This window comes from Ancylobacter sp., assembly GCF_965279025.1.
Lineage (GTDB): Bacteria > Pseudomonadota > Alphaproteobacteria > Rhizobiales > Xanthobacteraceae > Ancylobacter.
In genome coordinates, this window is record NZ_OZ257132.1 from 607100 (window position 1) to 629383 (window position 22284).

Sequence of the window (22284 nt, forward strand, 5' to 3'; positions counted from 1 at the left end):
CCATTTCTCCTCCGGCTTAAGAGAGAGTCCGAGGGTTGATTTGTGGCCTCATGCGGCCTCGGTTTCCAGTGCGATTGTTGCCGCGAACTCGGCAGGGGATCGATTGCCGAGAGCTGAATGGGGACGGTTCACATTGTAGTCCTCCTTCCATGAGGCGATAGCGGCGCGAGCCTGGGGCAGGTGCGAGAACAGTGTCTCGTTCAAACATTCGTCCCGGAAGCGGCCGTTGAAGCTCTCGACGAAGCCGTTCTGCGTGGGCTTGCCGGGCGCGATGTAATGCCATTCGACGCCGGTCTGCTGGCACCATTTGAGCACCGCCATCGAGGTTAGTTCAGTGCCATTGTCCGACACGATGGTTGAAGGCTTGCCCCGAACAGCCATGATCTCGTCCAGCTCGCGCGTCACTCGAAGGCCGGAGAGCGAGGTGTCGACGACCAGTGCCAGGCACTCCCGGCTGAAGTCGTCGACAACGGCCAGCACCCGGAAGCGGCGGCCGTCCGTGAAGGCGTCCGACACGAAATCGAGACTCCAGCGAAGGTTGACCCGATCCGGCACCAGCATAGGCCGTCTTGTGCCAAGCGCCCGTTTGCGACCACCTCGCCGACGCACCTGGAGCTTTTCCTCTCGATACAGCCGGCGCAGCTTCTTCTGGTTCATCACGATGCCCTGACGCCGCAGCATGACGTGGATCCGTCGGTAGCCGAAGCGGCGGCGCTCGCCGGCCACGGCTTTCATGGCGTCGCGCAGGGCCGCATCGTCAGGACGGACGCTTCGATAGCGCATACTGGTGCGATCGAAGCTCAATGCCTTGCACGCCCGACGCTGGCTCACCCCGTGCTCGGCACAGGCATGGGCCACGGCTTTACGCCTCACATCGAGCGTCACCATTTTTTTGAGGCGACATCCTTCAGGATAGCGTTGTCCAGCATCTGCTCGGCGAGCAGCTTCTTCAGGCGGGCGTTCTCATCCTCAAGCGCCTTCAGCCGGCGGGCATCCGACACGTCCATGCCGCCATACTTTGCCTTGAACTTGTAGAAGGTCGCCGAGGAGATGCCGTGCTTGCGGCACACGTCAGCGGTCTTCGCCCCCGCCTCCTGCTCCTTCAGCATGCCGATGATCTGCTCTTCCGTGAACCGTGAGGCTCGCATCGTCCGTCTCCGTGATCGACGGACTCTACTCAAATCTGGAGGAGGATCGGGGTCTCAGGTCAAGATCAATCAGATCACGAGGCGCAATTGTCGCACTCCGTCATCCCGGTCCGGCGACGAGAGGCGGTCCGACTGCGAAATCGGTTCACGGCATGAACTATCTCGATGCGCTTGACGCCAGTCAGGCCCTGCGATGGCTGGAGATGTTTGATCCCCATCTTGCGGGCACGCTGCCCCTCGGCCTGCCAGATGAGCACGGGAGTGCAATAGGCGCGGAGCAAGCCCGCCTGCCGCTCGAGGCTTTCGAGTGGCCCCAGAACCGCCACCTCATCAAGTAACAGAAGGACCTTCGGATACCTGCGCGGCTGGTGCTTGGAGCGCATGATCTGGGCAATCACACATCCTGTCATCACCCGCAGCCATCGGTCATAAACGGGCAGCAGCTCTTCATCGACGCAGAGGAAGAGCGTGGTGACCTCGCTTACAAGGTCCGACAGCGCAAACGTTGACCGACGGGACAACTGCCCAGCGGCCGAGCCGGAAGACCAGGGTTCCGTCGCCTTCTGCACGTTGGAAAGCACACTCTCGAACTCGCCAGCCTTAGTCGTGGGCTTTTGCGGGATCTGGCCAAGGAAACCGGAAGCGATCTCCGCGGCGGCGACGGATCCGTCGCGGACGATCTCCTCGAGGGTGTCCCGCATTGCCTCAATGCCACCGACCGAGAGGCGGCGGACATGTCCGAGATGACGCAGCTCGGGCGGTGCGCGAAGGGTATGGAGGATCAGTGCCGTCAGAAGCGAGGCCGCCTTATCGTCCCAATGTGCCTCACGCGCATCCGGCTTGATCATGAGCTTGGCCAGGGCTTTGGCGTCATCCGCCTCCAGCCCTGTCTTCGCGCGGATGATGTCCATGGGATTCCACCGGTCGGAAAGGACGAGATCGGCCGGGTTCATCATCCGGACGGTTCCGACCTGACGGCGATATGCAGCTGTGATGGCGTAGTTCTCGCCTTTCGGGTCTGTCACTAGGATAGATCCCGGGTAGTCCAGCAGCGTGGGGATGACAATGCCGATGCCTTTGCCGGCGCCTGTCGCGGCAAAAACCATCATGAGCCCGTCCTGAGTGAAGCGGGCCAAAGGGCCTAAAGGCATTTTGCCGATGACAGGCCCGATTCCCCGCGACAGTCCGGCCCGCCATATTTCCCAGCGCGTCGCAAACCGCGCGGTCCCATGGGCGGAGCCCGCTCTTGGACGTTGAGACCATCGCAACGCGCGATATATTGTCCGCAGCAACCAGAACAGCACGCGCAGCGCGAGGCGCACGATGCGCCAGAGAAACACGCAGAGTTCTAAAATAATCCCATCCCGGATAAGCTATTGACGAAACGAAACGACCGAAAGTGCAGAAACATAATGCTCACGGTAGCAGTCTGCACTTGCGCCTGACTGGCTTTTATCGTCCGACGACAGAGGTCGGACCTCGAGCCATCCGGCGTTCGTCCGGTAAGGGACATCGTCAGCCGGATCCATTCTTTCTCGCCTGAGCCGGCGACTAGCTATCCCCCATTAACTGGTCGCCATACCCGATGCGTGAGCCTGTTCGATACGAGCTCCACGGCTGCTTGTGGAGCTCGCTCAAGCATAACCGATATCCGTTTGACACGTTTCCCCGCTCATCGCCAATATACACCTGTTAAGAACGTGCCTTTGGCCCGCCTAAACGGAATTCCCCGCCATCTCCATCCGGATTTACTCGTGAGCAAACGCAAGACCGCCGTTATTCTCATCCATGGTATCGGAGAGCAGCGTCCGATGGATACTCTCTGGGGCTTCGTCGAGGCCGCATGGGTAAATGACAGCGCGCTGGTCCATCACACGCGGAATGAAACCTGGTCGAAACCCGAGTTGCTAAGCGGCTCGTTCGAGCTGCGGCGCGTCACCACGCGCGAGGCAGCAACAGGGGACAGAAGGCGCTTTGACTTCTTTGAGTATTACTGGGCACACCGGATGCAGGGACATACCTTGGGTGGACTTGTCCGCTGGACGCTTGGCCTGTTCATTCGGCCATCATCGGCGGTCCCGCCAGACCTGCGGCCTGTATGGGCCCTGGGGCTGATGCTGCTCGCTTTAGCCGTAGGTGTCGCTCTGCTCGCAGCGGTGCCGGAGGCTGCCGCGTGGCTTGGACTGCCGCCCTGGCTGCTCCTGGCTGCCTCTGTACTGAGCGCCGCGGGGGCGTTCTTCGTCAACGCGATGGTGCTGCCGCACGCGGGCGATGCCGCCAGGTACCTTAGCCCCGAGCCTGACAATGTCGATGTGAGGCAACACATCCGTGCGGAAGGGGTTGCACTGATCGAGAAGCTCACTGCCTCAGGTGCCTATGACCGAATTGTCCTCGTCGGTCACAGTCTCGGATCGGTGATTGCGCATGACATCCTCAATTTCGCATGGACGCGTCTTGAGGGGGACCGACTCGCAAAAGTTCATGCCGCAGAAGGTATGACCATGGCCGCGCTCGCCAACGTCGAGCAGGCTGCTTTGAACCTCGAAGGAGCGTCAGACGCGGAGGTAGGTGCCTTACGGTCTCGCTATCGCGACGCTCAGCGCAGCTATGCTGCAGCGCTGGCAAACGCCGAAATGCCCATCTGGATTGTAAGCGACCTGGTGACGCTCGGCAGTCCGCTAAGCAAAGCGGATATCCTGATCGGACGGAACGCGGAAGATCTCCGTAAACGTATCTCAAGGCGCGAGATCCCGATATGCCCCCCCGCCTTGGAGGAAGCCCGGGCGTACGGTCGGTTTTCCTATCCAGTGGCGAGCGATGTGCGGCGCCCGCATCACGGCGCTGTCTTCGCACCCGTGGTCTGGACGAACCTTTACTATTCCCACGCTTTCATTCTTTTCGGAGACATCATTTCAGGTCCCGTTCGACACCTCTTTGGACGAGGCGTTCTTGATGTTCGTCTCCCCATCGGCTCTCCTCCAGGGTTTAGGCACCTCGACTATTGGCGCGGCTCTGAAAATGACCCCGTACCCGCGGCCATCCTCGCGCTGCGCAACGCGCTGAACCTTTCCGGCGTGCAGCGCGACGCCGCCCTGTGGGCCGAGCAGGCTGACGCCGCTGAAATAAACGCAAATGACCTCACCAGGGAGAACTAGCCTATGCGTTTTGTCGGTCGGGACGGCATGCAACCCGTGCCGTCGTTCGCCTCGAGCGCGGCACGCGAAAGCCGAGAAGCGCTCCTGGAGCTCTTCTTGAAGGACGAAGTCCACCTATCGCAATCGCGCAGCTCCAGTACCTTCGCTGCGACTGAGGAGGACGACATCCGGGCGGCTGTCGGGCAGCTTTTCAATAATTGCTGCGCCTTTTGCGAGTCTCCGCTTGAACGGCTCCTGATCCACCGCTTCAGGCCCTCGACCGGTGCGAGTCCAATCAACGACCCTGCTACGGCACACCTGTATTACGTTTGGCTCGCTGAGGCCGCGCAGAACCTCTATCCCATCTGCCACGGCTGCCTTCCCGATGACCCCTTCCGCTTTCCCGTCATCAACGGCGCTCGGAGCCCACTGCCCGATCGCGATGTTCTGCTCGAGTACCTCAAGCGTAATGACGGCCGTTGGCCCCGGTACCCACTTCAAGAAAGCTCGCTCTTCGTTGATCCGTGTTACGATGAGAAGCTGTGGCGGCATCTTCGGTTTGATGCCGAAGGGCAGGTTCATGCCTATAAGGGCGAGCGCCGGGGCCGCGCAACCATTGCTCATTTCAAGCTGGATCGCGACGAGCTCACCTCCGCGCGTCAGCTGGTTTTCAATGCCAATCTGGAGGAATTATTCGACGCCCTGGAGCGCCGGATTGAATACGACCATTCCCCCTCCAACCTGAGTCGCGGGGCCTATTCAGGCGCCTGGTTTCTGCATCTGCGAGAAATCCTGTCCACGGCGCTGCGTATTAAGCCGACTAATAATATTCGGCAAATGGTAAGTAAACTCAGAGGTCTGGATGATTGGCCTACCAGGCTACAGCATGCGCGTGACTTTTCTCGCTATGAGGGCCCGTCATTTGCGAAGGCATCCGCAGGATCCTCTCCGCGTCGGCCTGCACACGACGTCATGCGTAGTCCGACCCGCCTTTCCATCCGCAACTTCAAGTCGCTCGAAAAGGTCGACGTTATCCTCCCAACCCCGGACTATGGAGGGGGCCGGGAAGCGCCAGCACTTCTTATCCTCGGAGAGAATGCCGCCGGCAAGAGCACCATCCTCGAGGCGATCGCGATTGCCATGATGGGCGCCGATCTGCGCGCCAACCTTGGCTTGAAGGCGGGACAGCTCGTCCTCAATCCCTTCTACCTCGGCGCACGCGCTGTTGAACCTCCGACGTCGGCGGAAATAACGCTGACATTTGATGATGGTCGCGAGCAGACACTCCGCATCGCCCCCACCACAGATGAAAGCCGACGAGCTCACATCCCCCGCGACTTTCAGGAATCGCAGCCAGTCCACTCCATTCCGCTTTTTGCCTATGGAGCGTTTCGTCAGTTTCTCGACGCAGAGCGGCGGTACGCCCCACATCGCTACGTTCGGAACATGTTTCACTCGAACGAACTGCTCTCCAATCCTGAAGGCTGGCTCCTGAAACTGAACGATGCGCAGTTCCAGATGGCCGCCAGGGCGCTGCATACGGTCTTTGCGATCGATGCCAATATCGACGTCCTTGAGCGCAGCGCCGACGGTGTTTCCATCGTGGAGGCGGTCACTGCTCCGGGTGCTGTTGAGCCCACCCTGCGTAAAACCCCATTGAGCCTCGTTTCTTCGGGATCTCGCGCCATTCTGGCCATGGTGTGCGACATCATGCACGGTCTCATGGATCGGCGGCTTAATCCTGGATTTCAGACGTTCGAAACCGCCCGTGGCATCGTTCTTATCGATGAAGTCGAGGCTCACCTCCATCCTCGCTGGAAGATGGCCATCATGACGGGCCTTAGACGCGCCCTGCCGCAAATGACATTCATCGCGACATCCCACGACCCCCTGTGCCTGCGCGGCATGAAAAAGGGCGAGGTTCTCGTGCTGGAGCGCATTCCTGGCCTACATGCTCAAACGTCCATGCCGGTATTCACACAGCCGGTGACCGATCTGCCCGACAGCAGCCACTGGACCATAGGCCAGTTGCTGACGGCCGACTTCTTTCAACTGCGCTCAACGGCGAATGCTGATGAGGAGCGGCGCCTCGCGGAGATCCAGGATAAACTGGCGCGCGGCGTTCATTTCACAGAAGATCCTCAGGTTGGGGCATATCTCAACCAGTTGGTGTCCGATCTTCCGATTGGAGACAACGAAGCCAAAAGACTTATCCAGAAGGCGCTGGCGATCTTTCTCGCTGAGCAGCGTCAGACTACTCGAGAGAAGCTCTCCAGGCTCAAGGAAAAGACCCGTCGCGACATCGTAGATGCGTTGCGTGGTGCCATATGAGGAAGGTTAGTCGCACAGCTAAAGGTCCGGATGCCCTCCAGACCCGAGGAGCAAAGGAACTCGAAAACGCAACCAAGCATTTCGAAGGCCCCGCACCATCAGAAGGGTCATTCAAGTTCTCAGCCTATAAGCATGACGAGGTACACGCGGCGCTTGAAGGCCTATTTCATGGGAAATGCGCCTATTGCGAAACGTTCTATGCAAATAGCGCTCCGATGGATGTCGAACATTACAGGCCAAAAGGGGCTGTTGAAGGTGATAAAGAGCATCGCGGGTACTGGTGGATCGCGATGGCCTGGGAAAATCTCCTGCCGAGTTGCATAGATTGCAACCGTAAGCGGAGGCAAATCACGCCAGACGGCAACGAAAGCCAGGTCAAGCTTCTGGACGGTTCACTCGCGTTTGCCAAAAGCGTAACGATGACCAGCGGCAAGAAAGACAGCTTTCCTCTGGCTGTGGGCGGAGTGCGGGCAAAAACACGTCACGATGCTTATGACGCCGAAATGGCCCTGCTGATCAACCCTTGTGAAGACGATCCTGCCGACCATCTCGCATATCGCTTCGTGGGCGATCGGGTGGTGTCCCTGATAACTGCCAAACCGCTGGCAGGCCCCCCGGCCTACGTCGGCCCTGGCGGCCTCAGCCTCAAGGGAACGACATCCATACATCAGTACGGGCTGAACAGAATTGGCCTTGTCCAAGCCCGCACGGAGCTCGTAAGGCGGTTGGCATTTATGACAAATATGGTGATTGATCTTAAAGAACTAGCTGAAGATCTTGCAGGGGTACCAGGCTCCCATCCGCAACTGGTCCGGGCGAGGCAAGCCGTCGACGTCCTCGCTGAACGGCTACTCGCCGAACTTCAGCAATCGACCCATCCAAGTCGCGCCTATTCCGCCACCGCCAAAGCGTGGCTCGCATCCAAGGCAGATGAAATCGAAGGTATCCTTTAGCGCGCAGGCCGGCAGCTAGATGGCCTGAAAGCCCAAGCGGAGAAGGGGGAGGTGTCGAGCCTCCCCATTCCACGCATCAACCCGCCAATGCAAACGTTTCCGCGTCGGCATCCGTGGCTTTCGATCGCGCCATAACCACAGTCTTGTCCTCCGGATTTGCCTTGCGCTTCGCGAGTTTGGCGAGAGCCAGAGAACGACGAATGACCGCGGTCTTGGTTTTGACACCGAAGAAAAGCTTCAAATCTTCAAGCAGCTCCTCCGTGTCCTTATCATACTCCAAGGTCATGTTGGGCATGAGTGCACTCCGAAATGTTACAGATCTCCGCGCGGCAAGTGCCGACACAGTCGCACTGCCAACTTGACACGGTCGACCGTATGAGTCCACAATAATCGTGGGGTTTTTGTGGGGATGACTAAGCGGCTATCGGCTAACCGCATAGGAGGGTCGCATGGTTACCGGCCGAACGACGCAGGTCTCGGAGTACCCGACGTGCATAGCGGGCATCGAGGATGCGGAGGAGCGCCGCGCTTCCGAGCTCGTGTTCGTTGGCCTCAAGTCCGTCCAGGAGCGCTACGACCCGAAGGCTCGGCGTTGCCCTTCGCAGCGTCTCACGAAGACCCAAGCCATGCGCATATACAAGACGTTGGCCCGGCACGGGTGGGTGCGGAACGATGCACTGGATAGCCAGCTTGGTGCCACTGTGGTCTCGCAGGCCAGCGGCGTGCTGGCTGCTGCCGATCGGGGTGCACTGACGGCGAAGGCGCAGCGGGCGCTCCTGACGCGCCTGCAGCAGGCGATCCAGCTTATTCGCGCACCCGACGTCGTGCTCATCAAGCGGCGGCTGCCTCCTTACTTTCTGAACCGGCTGAAGGCCGGTCCGCTCGGAAATCTCTATCAGTGCCGTTTCGACGGACTTCGCATGCTGATTGAAGTGACCGAAGAGGAAGTGATCCTCCACTATATCGCGGCCGGTCCTGTAGCCGATCGTCTTGCCGGCGCATCTCCCGAAGGCGCCGCACGCAGCGCTTAGCCTCGATATTCCGCATTCCGGCAACGACGTCAGGAAACGAGGCTTGGCGCGAAGGACGCCCGCCCAAGCATCGGTTATCGGCCAAAGATGGCAAACAGGAAGTTGCGAACATTTGGTCGCGGATCGTTGAGGGCCGCCAGGGCGCCCGGATGTCCGAGGCTTGCAGCGTTTTGCAGGAGCACCTGGTACCTCTCACCGGGTAATGCGCGCACCTCCCCAGCCTTGATTAGCAGACCGAGCGAAGCCATGGCGTCCGGGTCGCCAAGCGACACGCCCTGGCGCAATAACGCGACAGGTTGAGCTGCCGGCGCTCGGGTTCTCGCAAGAGATCGCCTGGCCGACAAAACGCCCGGCAACAGCCGAAGTCGCAAACCATGCGAAAGCACCAAAGGTGACCGCGCCCATCCGACAGTCCGGCCGAGCTGGCCGGGGGTCGCACGCCGGCACACGTCCCTGGATCAGATATCCGCTGGTGACAGTTGTTTTGCTGCTGCTCGCCGGTAGCGGTGGTTGGATGTTCGGCGGCGCTTCTACGAGTTGGCCCAGACCGGCCCCGCACCGATCGCCAGTGAAGCCCTGCTACGCATCGCCGAACTCTATCGCGTCGAGGCTGATATCCGTGGCCGCACCCCGGAGGAGCGCCGGGACGCACGGCAGCAAAGGAGCAAACCGATCATCGACGCCCTCGAGCCATGGCTACGGCAGAAGCTCGCCTTGATCAGCCAGAAGACCAAGCTCGCCGAAGCGATCCGCTACGCGCTCTCTCGCTGGGCGGGGCTTGGCCTCTTCCTCGACGACGGGCGTATTGAACTCGACAACAACATCGTCGAGCGATCCATCCGCCCCCTGGCCCTGACCCGGAAGAACGCCCTGTTCGCCGGCTCCGACGGCGGTGCCGAGCACTGGGCCGTCATCGCCTCGCTCGTCGAGACAGCCAAGCTGAACGGCATCGATCCCCAGGCCTATCTCACGGACATCATCACCCGCATCGTCGAGGGCCACCCCAACAGCCGCATCGATGAGCTCATGCCATAGGCCTATCCCGCCAACCCCACCCTCAGTAACGTGGCCTGAGGACGACGCTTACATCTTTACTGGGACAAGCGCCGGTCAGATGTCATCGTTTGCTGGGATACGCGTTGGGTTGAGCGAGCGGCCTCTGAAGATGGGTCCAAGCCGGCCAGGCCCCTGTTCGTTGAGCAGCATGGTCGGTCTATGAATGCAGACTTTAGAGCGCGGCCCGCACGCTGGGGCAGTGCGAAGCGGCTGTCGATCTATGGCGCCTGCAAACGCGATCTTGAAGCCAGCAACCTGAAACTTTCGCACTTTCGCTGTTGCTCGGATAAAGCCGAGAGTGTGCATCCTCAGGGCTTGAAGGTGACGCCGCGCGCGTCAAAGTCTTAGCATCTAGGCACTGCTTCCTGTCTGAAGCTAACGTCTCAGGCGCAGTCAGATGTCGCGTAGAACGTGCGGCATTGCGCATGTGTCCGCAGATTGTCAGGGCGGTACGCGCAGTCCTGGTCTACGCCAACGATATGCGTTGCCTGAAAGCGCTCGAGCACTGTCTCGTGGAGCACCGCATTGTCCTTGATTTCCCGGGTCTGCTTTCGCCAGATGTATCGCCACCAGAGGATCGGAACGCCCATCCTGCACTCATCATGCTGGGGTCCCAGAGCGCGTCCTGCGGGTCGCAGATAGTGTTCATCGACGAGTAGGCCGGCCGTCCGGGCTTCCTTCGCCATCCATTCAAGTGCGATGTCGGAAAGACGGGACTCGTTTTCTGGATAGCTGCCGCCGATGTCAGAGTGGTTGCCGGCAAACCATACCTGCTGAAACCAGCTGGTATCGTCAAGATCGTGCTGGCTCGCGCCGACGTCTGTAACCCAGGGAACCCGGTCAAAGTCCGCGCGGGCCTCATCGATGGCAAGGGCGTGGCGTGCGTAGCGGACACGCTTGTTCAGGCTTCTATCGAAGAATGACATGCGCAGGCTCATGAGATGCATCGTGTCCCAAGTGCGAACGCCTGGGAGGTCCGTCACGAACTTGATCCTCAGAGCGACATACGTCGCCAGCCCGACAATGCCGAGCGTCGCAAGTGTTCCAGCGAACCATACCCAGAACGCCACATTGCCGACAGGTGCCGCAATCCAACCCATGATGAATGAGGCCACGATTGCGAGCCCGGGGGTGGCCCACTTCACCACTGCCATGGCGGGCGCACTGAGCCCAACGGCTGCCACCGTATCCCAGACTCCTATAAAGTAGGGAACTGCATTTGAGCCTTCTGGAGCCTGCGAGCCATACTGCTCCCGAAACTGAGCACCGAGAGCCTGGCGCTGTTCGCCAAGACGCGCTTTCCGCGCTTTGTCCTTTTCCTGCCCATGATCGTCGATACCGCTGCCACGGGAATACACGCGGCCAATGGCCTCCTTGGCGATTCCGCGGCAGGTCACAGGGTCTCTAAGCAGCGCGCTGCCGTCGGGCATTTTCGTCGGGATACCGCAGAGACCGAGGACCCCACCGAGGCAGCGGACCGTGTAGGCGCCGCGGCTGAAGCCAAACAGGAATATCCGGTCTCCGGGCCGCCACAACTGGATCAGCGCTGCGTAGCAGTCGATGATGTTGCGTGAGATGCCCAAGCCGGTCGCGCTGCTAAGGGCGTTATAGACCTTGCGCGCCACGCCGATCCTGATGCCTTCGCCCGCGAGAGCGGAGCCAAGTCCAGGATCATAGAACGCGATCTGCTTGTCCGGATCGATCGCGGTATCCGGGCCGCACCGCGTTGCACGAAACAGCTTGTAAACGTTGCTGCGCGCCTCATCGACGAGAATGCCGCCTGCTTGGCCTGTTCCGTCAGAGAACACCACAATATTGCGCGGTGCCGTGCCCTTTTCGTCAGCCGTATCTTTGGCGGGCACAGTGTCAACCATTCAAACCTCCGGGCCCGTAGCTCGTCGTTTGATCGCCGGCAATGGGCAAAATTGTCTAGCGGGCTGGGCCCACACCGGTTCGGCAGAGGCCGTGAGGTAAATTTCACGCGAATCCGGCTACTACTTCCATGGAAGGTTGCAGGGTATTGGATGTCATGTAAAGCCGGCGGCTCATGCGATGTGGCGCTGCCGAAAGACGTTGAGGTCTATCACCTGCTCAAGGGGCGCGGCAGCGCGGCAAGCCGCCAGACCGGTCCTCTGGCCCCCCCCTATGGCGTCGACGGCCCAGGCTCACATCGTCTGCCCGACCACAATCGGGGTCTCCACAAGCGAGTACGTCGAGATATGGAAGGTCGATCCGCGGATCATCTACCTCGTAAGCCGCATGTATTTTCCGAACGGCACAGCCACTGTTCGATACACCTACAGGTCTTGTGGGTAGCTGGAGGACTGCGATCGGGCTGCCGCTTCGGAATCCGTGAGGCCCTGTCAGTAACCCTCCCGCGCCAGACCACGATCAGGTCAGCCGCGGTGATGACCCGAGCATCTCCTCAGGCGGACCGCACGGGGTGAGGCTCCGCTCTCTATCCGCAGGATGGATAAAGACGCCTGGCCTCGTCCAGCGGCATCGTTTTGACAGCGAAGCCGTTAGCCCAAATCTGAACCCTATCCTCGCCGGCAACGCTCCTGTAGCACCGGCCCAGGGGAGCCGCGGCCCGGCTTGCCGGCGCGAGCGTATTGAATGCGTAAGGCGTCACGGTCGCACGTTCCGATCGTCTGAAAGCGAGTACTGCGGCGCAGTGGAGCATCAGTTGGGTAATGGCCTCGTCATCGCCCAGACCTTCCGAGAGATCGCTCGCAACGGCGCGCAGGTGTTGCTCGTGGGGCTCCAGTGAATCCTGCTCCGCCGATTTGCTGATACCATCCGACTCATTATTCGCGCCGGGCGCCACCGTCTTCTTCTTCGAGGGCGTTCTGACCTTTTCTGCGTCAACGTCCTTCGGTTTCTTCATGTCTACTCTCCTTTTCGCTTACTGAAGCGGGATCACGACGCGCTGTAGCCCAGTCTGCAACTGTGTGAAGAGGTGCGTCTGTTCTGCCAGATAGGTCAGCCCGGCGGGCCGGCCCGCGTAGGATCGGTCAACTGGGCCGAACGTCAGGACCAGCTCATGTGTACGGTCGCGGCCTGCGCTGGCGAAGGTTCCGGTCGGATTGACGACTGCGCGCACGAGCGTCCACGTCGGCGTTATCCCGCCGGAGGTCACAATCTTGAACTGCACGGTCTGCGATATAACGTTGCTTTGGCCATTGATCGGCACTGGCGCGCCCGGACTCGCCGCAAAATTCAGGACGGTCGCACCGATACGTCCTTCCAGTAGCGATGAGAGCCGGAGGTCACTGTCGACGAGGAGCGAGCCTTCCTTGTTGCCACTCGGATCCCGACAGCCTCTTTCCTTGGACTCTACCGAGAACAGGCCGGGCCTGTAGAGATCTTTGACCGTATAGAAGACGTTTGTCTTTTGCAGTCGCGTGGCCTCGGCTGAGCCCGAGACGCCTCCGGACAGGGTAAACAACGATGATGCCGGCGTTGCCGGTGTGAGCAAGACCGTCGGGTTCAACGAAGATCGCTCGACAATGGTCAGATTGAGAGCTGCCTGAACGCCCCAATCCTTCAGAAATTCTGCATACGCAGCCTTGGTTAGCCTGTCGGAGGCCTGACGGCGATCGTTCTCGATAACCTGGGTAATCGTATAACTCAGCTCGCACGCAACGCTCCGGATGATCGTGGTAATCATCGTGCTCTCGGCCAAGTCCGATGTGTCTGGCCACTCTCGCGTACTTGGAACATAAGTTCCACACCCAGCCAACCCAAGGCAATAAAAGGCCAATACGGCCGCACGCATGCGTTTCATACTTCCTCGCATTTGCTGGAAGGTTCACTTGATTAAAGTCACCTCGTGCAGCGAAAACGACTGACGATGCGACGCTATGAGTGAAGAGGGCACTGAAGTACGCACCGTACAGGGCCGTACGCGCGCCGCGCATTGCGCGTCACGATAATCGGGGCACCTGCATCTTATGAGGGCTAGGTGACCATCACCTGATTATTGGGGCAATCAAATAAATGTGTCTGCGTTCGATGCTCTTAGGCTGTTGCCGTCACGACACAGTTGACTGCCTGCTGTGAAAACGTTGCGGCACGTTGACCGTGGCCGGGTGCTTAAAGATGGCCCGCTTCATTCGTGGAGCCGGGACGCGTCAGACACTCCGCACAAAGCGCATGAGCTCGTCGCCGAGCCGGAAAGACGGGGGCCAATAATTGCCAGCGCCCATATACTCGACCGGCTGAACCACCTTTGCTCCCACAAGATACGCCGCCGCGGAATTGAAGCGCCTGGGCTCCCATCCCAGCGCTATCGCGACGGGCTCCGCGTCAGCACGGGTTGCCTCTAGATTAAACAGGGCCTCCGCGAGGCTCCGGGCGTCTTCGGCGGGGTTCCAGGGCATGAAGTCGGCATCAAAGGTGACGAAGAGCTCAGGCTTGGGCCAGATGGTGCTGTCCCCGCCCCAGAACTCCCGCCTCTCCAAGAGTCCGGACCCTGCGAGATCGAGCACGCCAATCCGGACGTCCATCATAGGCAGACCCGTCTCTTCCTGGATCTGGGTGTACGAGCTCTGCGGGTCCATGATGTGTGCTTGCTGGCTTCCACGAACGAAATACTCAGCCACCGCCCGTGCAGACGCCGACCAGCTTGAGCCGTGCTGGTGCTCCTGGACGTAGCGCGGTTTATCGCCAAGCGGCGGCTTTTTGCTGACGCCGTAGATGGCGCCGGCCAGCTCGTCGAGGCTTTCGTCGCCTGGTAGGAACGTCGGGGAGTGGCGCGTCCGCAGGAAGGGCGAGAGTGCACTCACGGGCAATTCGTGCCTTAGCGCAATGAAATGCGCGGTACCCCCAACCGCCGCCACGAGCCCTGCGTCGACTTCCTCCTGAACCCAGGGCTTTTCAATGGAGGTGGGCGTTAGCAGCACAACGAAGTGGGTGCACTCGCCCAAGCCCTGTTCCATCTTGCGCCGCAGGCTATCTCCATAGCCAATCTCCCAGTCGTCGTACCAGACCCGGATGCCACGCTTCATCAGCCCCTGCGCAATTGGCAACACCAGCTCCTTGTCTTCTGTCGCATGCGCAAGATAGACCAGTCTGGGACGGTCGGCTGGTTCAGACATGTGGCGTACTTCTCCAGGGGAAAGATCGAGCCGCTCTTCAAGCGCGCGGGCAAAGGTGGGCGATCCGCTCGTTGAGACCACGAACGTTTCCGGGCCGGTGCGGCGGACAAACACGGCGGGATGCTTGCCCGTCTCCGGATCCACCACTGCTGCCGCCCGCGTGTGAAACTCATCCATGGCTTCGCTCAAGGCGAGCTCTACCGCGTCCTCCATGAGGCCACTGAGCATCTCTTTAGCCGTAACCTTGCGTCCGCCCCGCCGAAACTCGAACATGTTGCCATCCCGCAGCTCGTCTGGCCGGACTTTCCCACAGAAAGCGCCTTTGTTCGATCCTGTTTTGTTCCGGGATTCGCGCAACGTCAATGGGGCCGGACCGGGGCGCCGAGCTCAATGGCGCGCTGAAAGAGCATGGCATCGCTCGTTCGCCCGCCCAGGTCAGGCGGCATCCGCATCCAAGCCGGTGTAATAACCAAGAGCCTGAAGGCGGGATAAAAATGCTCTCGCCTGGCTATGTGACGCAAGCTCGGTCGCCATGGTCATCGGCATGCTTTGCAGGGCCAGAATGAAATGCCGTAGCGCCCTGTCGATCGAGGACCCCTCGGAAAAGATCAGATACTCTGATTCAACCAGCATCTTGATCCAGTAGAATACGAGAAGACCCGTCTCTTCTGCCTTTGCCGGCCCGGCCGCCACGCTCGCCAAAGCTGTCTGGTGTAACCGCCGGACACGTCCGATGACTTTGGTGGACCGATCACTGGAAAGATCTCCCAGCGGCTCGCGTGCAGCCACGCGCAGCAGTTCCAGCGCTTCGTCGCGGTGTACCCCGAGGTCAACTGTCTTTGACGTGATGGCACCGATAAGGATCCACGCGGGAAGCGCAATCTCAATCCTCTGTAGGTCGCTGAGGTACATCGGCAGTGCCCGCTTACTGCCCATTCCTGGCAAGGCCGCTGGGTGTGTATCGGCAGTATACTTCAAGCCGGCACACATGGAGACTATTTTGGCATCCGCTCTTTGCGCGCGATAGGCGGCCGACCATGACGCCGAACGATCCGCTCGACCAGCAACTCAAACTTGGCCGCCTCACCGGGCGGGCGGCCAGTCCCAGATCCGCTCGTACAGCGGATAGCCCCGTTCTGGTCAGCCGTAGGGATGACCCGGGGGCGTCGGGACCGGCCTTACGCGCGGGCAGACCGACTTAGCAGTAAGTCGGTCACTTCAAGCCCGCGCGACCGCCGCTTCGCCTTGGGCGAAGCGGCGAATTTTTGTCTGACATATGACCCTCGAGCGAAGCACCGCAGGTGTCGAGACCTACTGACCGCTCTCTTGCTACACATCGTCAATGTCGATCGCCGTTTGCAGATGGCGAGCAAGCACCGCTGCCGTGAAGCGCTTCACGAACGTGTCCACCTGCTCCCTGGAAAGCTCACCGTCCTTATCGTCAATCCCGCCAAAGGTTTCTTCCACCAGGTCTGTTGACCACCGCTCGTGCGCGCGCTCTGTGGCAAGTGCGACCAACTCGCTCAACTGCCGCATGACTGCGCCGTCGATCTCTGTTGCGGCGGCCATCTCCCATATCCATGTAGGGTCGACGAAGTTCTCTGCTCCCTTGAGGATGTCGTAGACCCTGTTATCGAAGGGGTTCGAGACCAGGCATAAGCTTTGATCGGGCCGCCCTCCTGCGCTGCACAGGCGGAAGCGCCAACCAACAGCGCCATACAGGCGGAAATACCCGTAGACCTTCCCGTCAGCGTCGCTGCCGACCCAGATGAAGATCGGGTGTCGCGAAAACTCAGCCGGGGCTTCGGGATGGGCCCGCGTGTCGAGCGTTATGAAGTCGGTGTCATCCGGCCCCCGTGTAGCCCTTCGTATGAATGCTCTGATCGCGTCGAACCGTTCGCCGTTGACTTCGACGTTGCCACACAGCTTCGCCCAAAGCACCAGGCAGGCCTTTGCCATCGACCGCTGCGATGCATCGCAGCCGAAGTCGCTCTGCTGTTTGATGGGCGGGGCCGGCTTGTACTGGGTACGCTTGTCCTTGAGCAGGTCCTGCTTAATGGCTTCAATCACGCGCGCATCCGTGTGGCCGAGATGCTTGGCAATCTTCGTCGCCGCGCCCGTCACCAGTCTGTCAGCCTCCTTTTCCGAGTAAGCCTCGATGCTGACGGAAATGCCGTTCTCGTCGATGGTGACGTCGAGAGGCTTGGGCGCCCTGGGGCGAGCCCTCATCCCGGGCGCGAGGTCGAACCGCGTGTCGCCTTGGCTCAGGCCGGTGATCATTGCTGCCCTACCGCCGTCGCCGGCCCTGAAGTCGCAGATGCTGCGGATAAACTCGGTTGATTTCGCCAGCGCAGCATCCGGACCGATGCCCATCTCATGGTTACAGCGCGGGCAGAGGATGTCTCTGACAGTCGTCCGGCCACCAAGTGCGTTCAGCAGCACATGCTCCGGCATTGACTGCCCGGTGATCGTCTCTTTGCAAAGAATGCAATCGGTTGGCGTCATTCGTCACCATCTGGAGCGTAATGGCATCCTGATACAATAGCGCGCCGGATGCTGGCTCGAAACCGCTTGCGCGTTCGGCGCCCCTCACTCATCGGGGCGAGGATGGATAAACTGCAAGGCGCTGACGCCAAACCAGCACGATTGGCAGGCTGTGAGGAATGCGCTCGGTTCATGAATTTCCTTCTGCGCGCAGGCTCTCGCGGAAGCTGAGCTTTTTCCGTGCCAGGGGTATCGATCTCCAGTATAATCATGTAATGACGCCGCGTTTTGCGTAAACATGGCTCACATGCAAGAGAAATGAGCCATGACAGCTGCTGTGCCGAAGACCGCCTACGAGATCATCCTGGAGTGGTCCGCCGGGCGCCCGCTTTGGCAACAGGACGCGCTTCGGCGCATCGTCGAGCGTGGCAAGCTCAGCCAGGACGATGTTGTGCAGCTCGCAGGGCTTTGCCTTAAGGGACGTGGGGCACAGGGCATTGCGCTGGAGGCCGTTCCACTTGCGGCTGCGCACCTGCCCCAGGGCGCGGGCGCGGGTGCTGCTGTGTCAATCGTGTCGATTGCGGGGGTCACAGGTGTCAACCGCCTCGCTCCAGATCAGGTGCTGCCGTTTGCACCGGCTGGGCTGACCGTCGTGTACGGCGATAATGGCGTCGGCAAATCCGGCTATGCCCGCATCCTGAAACGGATGTGCCGTGCGCGTTTCGTCGGCGACCTGCTTCCCAACCAGTTTGATGCACCGCATGCCGCACCCGCAGGAGCGACGGTCGCCTATATGGCCGGAGCGGCAGCGGTAGATCCCATCGTCTGGATCAATGATGGCAAGCCGCATCCGGTCTTGTCGGCGGTCAGCGTGTTCGACCGTGAGTGTGCCACTGTCCATGTGCGCGGCGAAAACGAGGTCGCGTTCCGTCCGCTGGGATTGGACATCCCCGACGAACTCGCCGCCACCTGCCAGGCGGTGCGCGAAGTCCTCACCACGCAGCAGAGCCAACTCCGCAATAGACAGGACGGCATTTTCAGCCAGCCTACATGGAGTCCGATGTCACCGGTCGGCCGCGTGATGGGTGCGCTGACGGCGAAGACCGATCTGGCCCAGATGGAAGCGTTTGGAGCGCTCACCCTAGCGGAGGACGGAAGGCTCACACGCCTTAACGACGATCTCGCCCGCGATACGGTAAAGGCGGCGGCCGAAGAACAGTTGCTCGCGAAATCGATGCGGCAACTGGCCGATGGGCTAGGCGACCGACTCATTAAACCGCATCCATATTCTGAGTGATGCGAGTTTTACGCCGGCGAGGAAATTGTCAGGTCGCTTGTCGTATCGGGTCGCAACGGCGCGGTAGTGCTTGATCTTGTTGAAGAAGCGCTCGACGAGGTTGCGATAGCGATACAAGAAGGGGCTGAAGGCTGGCACGTTCTTGCGGTTCGGCATGGGCTTGATGTTGGCCCATGCGCCTCGCTCGCGCAGGCTTTGCCGGAGTTCGTCGCTGTCATAGGCGCGGTCGGCCAGGAGGGTCTGGCCATCGACAAGCGCGCCGAGCATGTCGCGGGCGCTGCGTCCGTCATGAGCCTGGCCCTCGGTCAATTTCAGGGCGATCGGCAGGCCTTCGGCATCCACCAGAGCATGGATCTTCGTTGTCAGGCCGCCCCGCGAGCGACCCATGCAACCGGATCGGTCGTCTTTTTTTGGGCGTTGGCGGCGTGCTGGTGCACGCGGATGCTGGAGGAATCGATCATCTGGATGTCGCCATCGTAAGCCTTTGACACCGCTTCCAGAAGCCGATCCCAGACCCCCGCCTTGCGCCAGCGGTTGAAGCGGTTCACGCAGGTCGTGTGCGGGCCGTAGCGCTCGGGAATGTCGGCCCACGGCGCCCCGGTCCGAAGTCGCCAGAAAATCCCGTTCAGCACGCGCCGGTCGTCCACCCGAGGCACGCCCCTCGGCTTGTTCGGCAAAAGCGGCTGGATCACCGACCACTCGAAATCCGTTAGATCAAAGCGGGCCATCTCATCCTCCATCAGGAGAAATGAATCAGCCTCCGACCCAAAAGGGAATCCCGTTTATGGGTCTGTGACCTAGCGCAACGCCTCAGACAGACCGACGATGCGGCTCTCGCAGCCTTGCGCAACAAGGCGGCTGAGGCCCGCACCAAGCGTGCAGCCGCAACACTGGCAGCCGAGGAGGCCTTCAGCCGTGCGCCACTTCCTGGCGTTGGCGCGGAGGCCTGGCGGACGCTCTGGGAGGCCGCGCGTCGCTATGCGGTGGAAGTGGCCTACCCGGACCGGGTCTTCCCGCCGACGGACAGCGAGAGTTACTGCGTCTTGTGCCATCAGACATTGCCGGCAGAAGCAGCGGCGCGGATGGCGGACTTTGACCGGTTTGTTCAGGCCGATACGTCTGCCGCTGCAACGCTCGCGGAAGATGCCCTGGCCGCGGCCCTGCAGGTGCTGCAAACCAGCCGTGTACGCCTGCAGGAGTTTCCGCTTCGCCATCAGCTTGCGCTGCGGGCGCCACAGGTGGGGGCGGCCGTGCTGCGCAGCCTCGCGGTCGCCCGAGAACGGCGACGTCTTTGCCTGACGGCGCCAGAAACCCTGCCAGAAGACCTGCCTGCAAGCGCGCCCGATCCGACGCCGGCCATTCGTGAGCTCGCCACCGGAATGGACCGCTATGCGGAGGAACTCAAAGCTGCTGCAGATCCTGCGGGCAGGCAGCGTCTCGAGCAGGAACGTGACGCCCTGCACGACCGCAAGGCGCTGGGTGTGCTGCTGCCGAAAGCCCGTGATGAGGTGGCGCGGCTGTCCACGCCTGGTCCGTTCGACCAAGCGTGGACGCGTTCCTCTGATCAGACGGTCGGGACGGTGCCTCCGTCGATGACGAACTCGGCGCCATGGATCGCGGCAGCGCGATCGGAGGCGAGGTAGGCGATGAGGTCGGCGACCTCACGGGGTTCGGCCGCACGACCGATCGAGATCCCACCCAGGCTGTCGAGGACGGCCTGCCGCGCCTCCTCGATCGTGCCCCCGTTGGCGGCCTGAATGCGCTTCAGGAAGTCGACGGACGCCTCCGTCATGATCCAGCCGGGCGAGACCGCGTTGACCCGGACGCCCTTCGGGCCGAGTTCCTTGGAGATCGACTTGCTATAGGTCCGCAGCGCGGCCTTGGCGCTGGCGTAGGCGGTGGTCGCCTCGGGAAGCGGCAGGACCGACTGGATGGAGGTGACGTGCACCACCGCGCCGGCGCCCCGCTCGATCATCTGCGGAATCAGCAGTCGATCAAGACGGACCGTGGCCAGCAGGTTCAGGTTCAGCTCGGAGAGCCAGTGCTCGTCGGTCAGGGCGAGGAAGCCGCCGCCCGGCGTGGACGAGCCGCCGATGACGTGGGCCAGGATGTCGACGTCGCCCAGACCCTCCAGCGCGGCCCTGGCCAAGGCCTCCCCGCCTTCGGCCGTGGTCAGGTCCGCCTGGACGTACTCGACGCCGTTGATGGGCTCCAGCGTTCCGCGGGCGGATGTGATCACCCGGGCGCCGCCGGCCAGGAAGCGGTCGACGGTGGCGCGGCCCAGACCTTTGGTGCCGCCGCTGATGAGCACGCGCTTGCCCGCGAACTCGGTCGGATCAGCCATGATGGTCATGCGGTGATCTCCAGGGCCGTGATGGTGTCGTTTTCGAGCGTGAAGCGGTAGGTGAAACGGATCGGGCTGCCCTTGAAGTCGCCATGGGCGGGGCCTTCGACGACGACCTTGCCGTCCTCGTGCCGCACGGTGTCCGGCGTGAAGATCGCCCTCGCCGCGACCACGGCCGCCTCGAAGAGTTGCCTGAGTTCTGCGGGTCCCCGAAAAACGGCGCCGTTGTCGCGAAGGACGGCGTCGGCTGCGAAGGGCTTGAGCATGTCGTCCACGTCCAGGCGGGCGTTCGCAGCCACATAGGCGGCGATGGGAGTCGGAAGCTCGAGAGACATTGGTTTTGTCCTGCATGCGGCGATCTCAGCCACGGCGGCTGCGAGTGCGCGTGCGAGCCAAGATAGGGATGGACATTTGGCGCGATAATCAGGACAGTTCGGGATGTTTCATCACGAAATCCGGGGCAATGGTGCAGAGTAGCCTGACGGAATTGGACGCCATTCTCATGGTCGCCCGCCGGGGCAAGTTTCGCACGGCGGCTGTTGAGCTCGGGGTATCGACGACCGCGCTCAGCAACGCGGTCGCAAAGCTCGAGCGCACGCTCGGGGTACGGCTTTTCAACCGGACGACGCGAAGCGTGTCCCTGACGGAGGCAGGCCAGCGGTTCGTCGCCCAAGTCGCGCCCGCCATGCGCGACATTCATGAGGCGATGGAGGTCGCGCGCTCTCAACAGGCCACGCCGTCGGGCACACTGCGCATCAACGCCTTTCCCACAGCGGCGCGGGAGATTTTCTCTTGGCTCGTCCTGCCATTCCTTGAGGTGCACCCTCAGGTCCACATCGACATCGTCACAGAGGGCCGCCTGGTGGACATCGTCGCGGGCGGCTTCGACCTCGGCGTCCGTAACTCGGACCTTGTGCCGGCCGACATGATCGCGCTCCCATTGGGCATCGGGCGACGCAATGTGGTGGTGGGCACACCCGGCTATTTGAAAGCGCACGGGACGCCCAAGATTCCCCAGGATCTCGCCGGCCATTCCTGTCTGCGCGTCCGGCTTCCCAATGGTGCAATCTACCGCTGGCCGTTCGAGAAGGAGGGGCAAGCGGTCGATATCGATGTCGAGGGCGCCCTCACCCTCGACGAAGCGAGCCTTGCGCGCACCGCGGCCCTCGCCTCCGTGGGTCTCACCCTGGCGATCGAGTCCGACGTGCTCGACGACATCGAGGCGGGCCGTCTGGTGCGCGTGCTTGAAGATTGGACGCCCACCCGGGCGCCCTTGAGTCTCTACTATCCAAGCCGGCGCAATCCGACCGCCGCGTTCAAGGCGTTCATCGACTTCGCACGGCGCCAGAGTGGACGCCGCAATGTCCGCAGGCCGTCGACAGGTTGAGATGGGCCGATTCCGGGCAT

General features: G+C 61.3%; 17 protein-coding genes and 3 pseudogenes. 8 read left to right on the plus strand and 12 right to left on the minus strand.

Features of this window, described 5'->3' with window-relative positions; genetic code table 11:
* Positions 1 to 75 precede the first annotated feature (75 nt).
* Positions 76 to 1148 (minus strand): annotated as a pseudogene (locus tag ACQY76_RS02775) (IS3 family transposase); the annotation flags it as partial.
* 74 nt (positions 1149 to 1222) lie between these two features.
* The gene (locus tag ACQY76_RS02780) at positions 1223 to 2257 is read right to left on the minus strand and encodes a type IV secretory system conjugative DNA transfer family protein (RefSeq protein WP_428031399.1); all 1035 of its coding nucleotides are present in this window, start codon (positions 2255 to 2257) and stop codon (positions 1223 to 1225) included.
* A gap of 645 nt (positions 2258 to 2902) precedes the next feature.
* Between ACQY76_RS02780 and ACQY76_RS02785 the strand changes: the two genes are divergently transcribed.
* From ACQY76_RS02785 to ACQY76_RS02795, 3 genes are read left to right on the plus strand one after another with little or no spacing between them, the layout of a single operon-like run.
* Positions 2903 to 4303, plus strand: a complete 1401-nt coding sequence (locus ACQY76_RS02785; protein ID WP_428031400.1) for a hypothetical protein — start codon at positions 2903 to 2905, stop codon at positions 4301 to 4303.
* A gap of 3 nt (positions 4304 to 4306) precedes the next feature.
* A complete protein-coding gene (locus ACQY76_RS02790; protein WP_428031401.1) occupies positions 4307 to 6613 on the plus strand; it encodes an AAA family ATPase in 2307 nt (768 codons plus the stop codon).
* Positions 6610 to 7566: a hypothetical protein gene (locus tag ACQY76_RS02795; RefSeq protein ID WP_428031402.1), complete on the plus strand. Its 957-nt coding sequence runs from the start codon at positions 6610 to 6612 to the stop codon at positions 7564 to 7566. The genes ACQY76_RS02790 and ACQY76_RS02795 overlap by 4 nt, the downstream gene beginning before the upstream one ends.
* Positions 7567 to 7642: 76 nt before the next feature.
* Here ACQY76_RS02795 and ACQY76_RS02800 read toward each other — a convergent pair whose 3' ends face one another.
* Positions 7643 to 7861, minus strand: coding sequence for a hypothetical protein (locus tag ACQY76_RS02800; RefSeq protein WP_428031403.1), 219 nt, complete (start codon positions 7859 to 7861; stop codon positions 7643 to 7645).
* A gap of 154 nt (positions 7862 to 8015) precedes the next feature.
* Between ACQY76_RS02800 and ACQY76_RS02805 the strand changes: the two genes are divergently transcribed.
* Both ACQY76_RS02805 and tnpC read left to right on the plus strand, forming a co-directional pair.
* Entirely contained in the window at positions 8016 to 8597 is a 582-nt protein-coding gene (locus tag ACQY76_RS02805) for a hypothetical protein (protein WP_428031404.1), read from the plus strand.
* A 507-nt stretch (positions 8598 to 9104) separates the two neighbouring features.
* Positions 9105 to 9632, plus strand: a pseudogene (gene tnpC, locus ACQY76_RS02810) (IS66 family transposase); the annotation flags it as partial.
* 404 nt (positions 9633 to 10036) lie between these two features.
* On the opposite strand, the gene ACQY76_RS02815 reads toward tnpC, so the two are convergent.
* The 6 genes from ACQY76_RS02815 to ACQY76_RS02840 all read right to left on the minus strand — a co-directional run bounded on the left by ACQY76_RS02815 (position 10037) and on the right by ACQY76_RS02840 (position 17257).
* The gene (locus ACQY76_RS02815) at positions 10037 to 11527 is read right to left on the minus strand and encodes a DUF2235 domain-containing protein (RefSeq protein WP_428031405.1); all 1491 of its coding nucleotides are present in this window, start codon (positions 11525 to 11527) and stop codon (positions 10037 to 10039) included.
* Between the two features lie 584 nt (positions 11528 to 12111).
* Positions 12112 to 12540: a hypothetical protein gene (locus ACQY76_RS02820; RefSeq protein WP_428031406.1), complete on the minus strand. Its 429-nt coding sequence runs from the start codon at positions 12538 to 12540 to the stop codon at positions 12112 to 12114.
* Between the two features lie 18 nt (positions 12541 to 12558).
* Positions 12559 to 13323, minus strand: coding sequence for a hypothetical protein (locus tag ACQY76_RS02825; RefSeq protein WP_428031407.1), 765 nt, complete (start codon positions 13321 to 13323; stop codon positions 12559 to 12561).
* Between the two features lie 463 nt (positions 13324 to 13786).
* Positions 13787 to 15025, minus strand: a complete 1239-nt coding sequence (locus tag ACQY76_RS02830) for a toll/interleukin-1 receptor domain-containing protein (protein WP_428031408.1) — start codon at positions 15023 to 15025, stop codon at positions 13787 to 13789.
* 162 nt (positions 15026 to 15187) lie between these two features.
* Positions 15188 to 15664, minus strand: a complete 477-nt coding sequence (locus ACQY76_RS02835; RefSeq protein ID WP_428031409.1) for a hypothetical protein — start codon at positions 15662 to 15664, stop codon at positions 15188 to 15190.
* A 417-nt stretch (positions 15665 to 16081) separates the two neighbouring features.
* Entirely contained in the window at positions 16082 to 17257 is a 1176-nt protein-coding gene (locus ACQY76_RS02840; protein WP_428031410.1) for an HNH endonuclease, read from the minus strand.
* A gap of 304 nt (positions 17258 to 17561) precedes the next feature.
* Between ACQY76_RS02840 and ACQY76_RS02845 the strand changes: the two genes are divergently transcribed.
* The gene (locus ACQY76_RS02845) at positions 17562 to 18533 is read left to right on the plus strand and encodes a hypothetical protein (protein WP_428031411.1); all 972 of its coding nucleotides are present in this window, start codon (positions 17562 to 17564) and stop codon (positions 18531 to 18533) included.
* Here the strand turns inward: ACQY76_RS02845 and ACQY76_RS02850 are convergent.
* A pseudogene (locus tag ACQY76_RS02850) lies at positions 18492 to 19261 on the minus strand (IS5 family transposase). The gene ACQY76_RS02845 and the pseudogene ACQY76_RS02850 overlap by 42 nt on opposite strands.
* A 114-nt stretch (positions 19262 to 19375) precedes the next feature.
* On the opposite strand from ACQY76_RS02850, the gene ACQY76_RS02855 reads away from it, so the two are divergent.
* Positions 19376 to 20176: a hypothetical protein gene (locus tag ACQY76_RS02855; RefSeq protein WP_428031412.1), complete on the plus strand. Its 801-nt coding sequence runs from the start codon at positions 19376 to 19378 to the stop codon at positions 20174 to 20176.
* On the opposite strand, the gene ACQY76_RS02860 is transcribed toward ACQY76_RS02855, so the two are convergent.
* On the minus strand, positions 20098 to 20886 hold the full coding sequence (locus ACQY76_RS02860; protein WP_428031413.1) for an SDR family oxidoreductase: 789 nt from the start codon (positions 20884 to 20886) through the stop codon (positions 20098 to 20100). The two genes, ACQY76_RS02855 and ACQY76_RS02860, sit on opposite strands and share 79 nt — an antisense overlap.
* Complete coding sequence (locus ACQY76_RS02865; RefSeq protein ID WP_428031414.1) at positions 20883 to 21212, minus strand: nuclear transport factor 2 family protein; 330 nt, start codon at positions 21210 to 21212, stop codon at positions 20883 to 20885. The genes ACQY76_RS02860 and ACQY76_RS02865 overlap by 4 nt, the downstream gene beginning before the upstream one ends.
* Before the next feature lie 128 nt (positions 21213 to 21340).
* On the opposite strand from ACQY76_RS02865, the gene ACQY76_RS02870 reads away from it, so the two are divergent.
* The gene (locus ACQY76_RS02870; protein ID WP_428032915.1) at positions 21341 to 22264 is read left to right on the plus strand and encodes a LysR family transcriptional regulator; all 924 of its coding nucleotides are present in this window, start codon (positions 21341 to 21343) and stop codon (positions 22262 to 22264) included.
* The last annotated feature ends 20 nt before the right edge of the window (positions 22265 to 22284 follow it).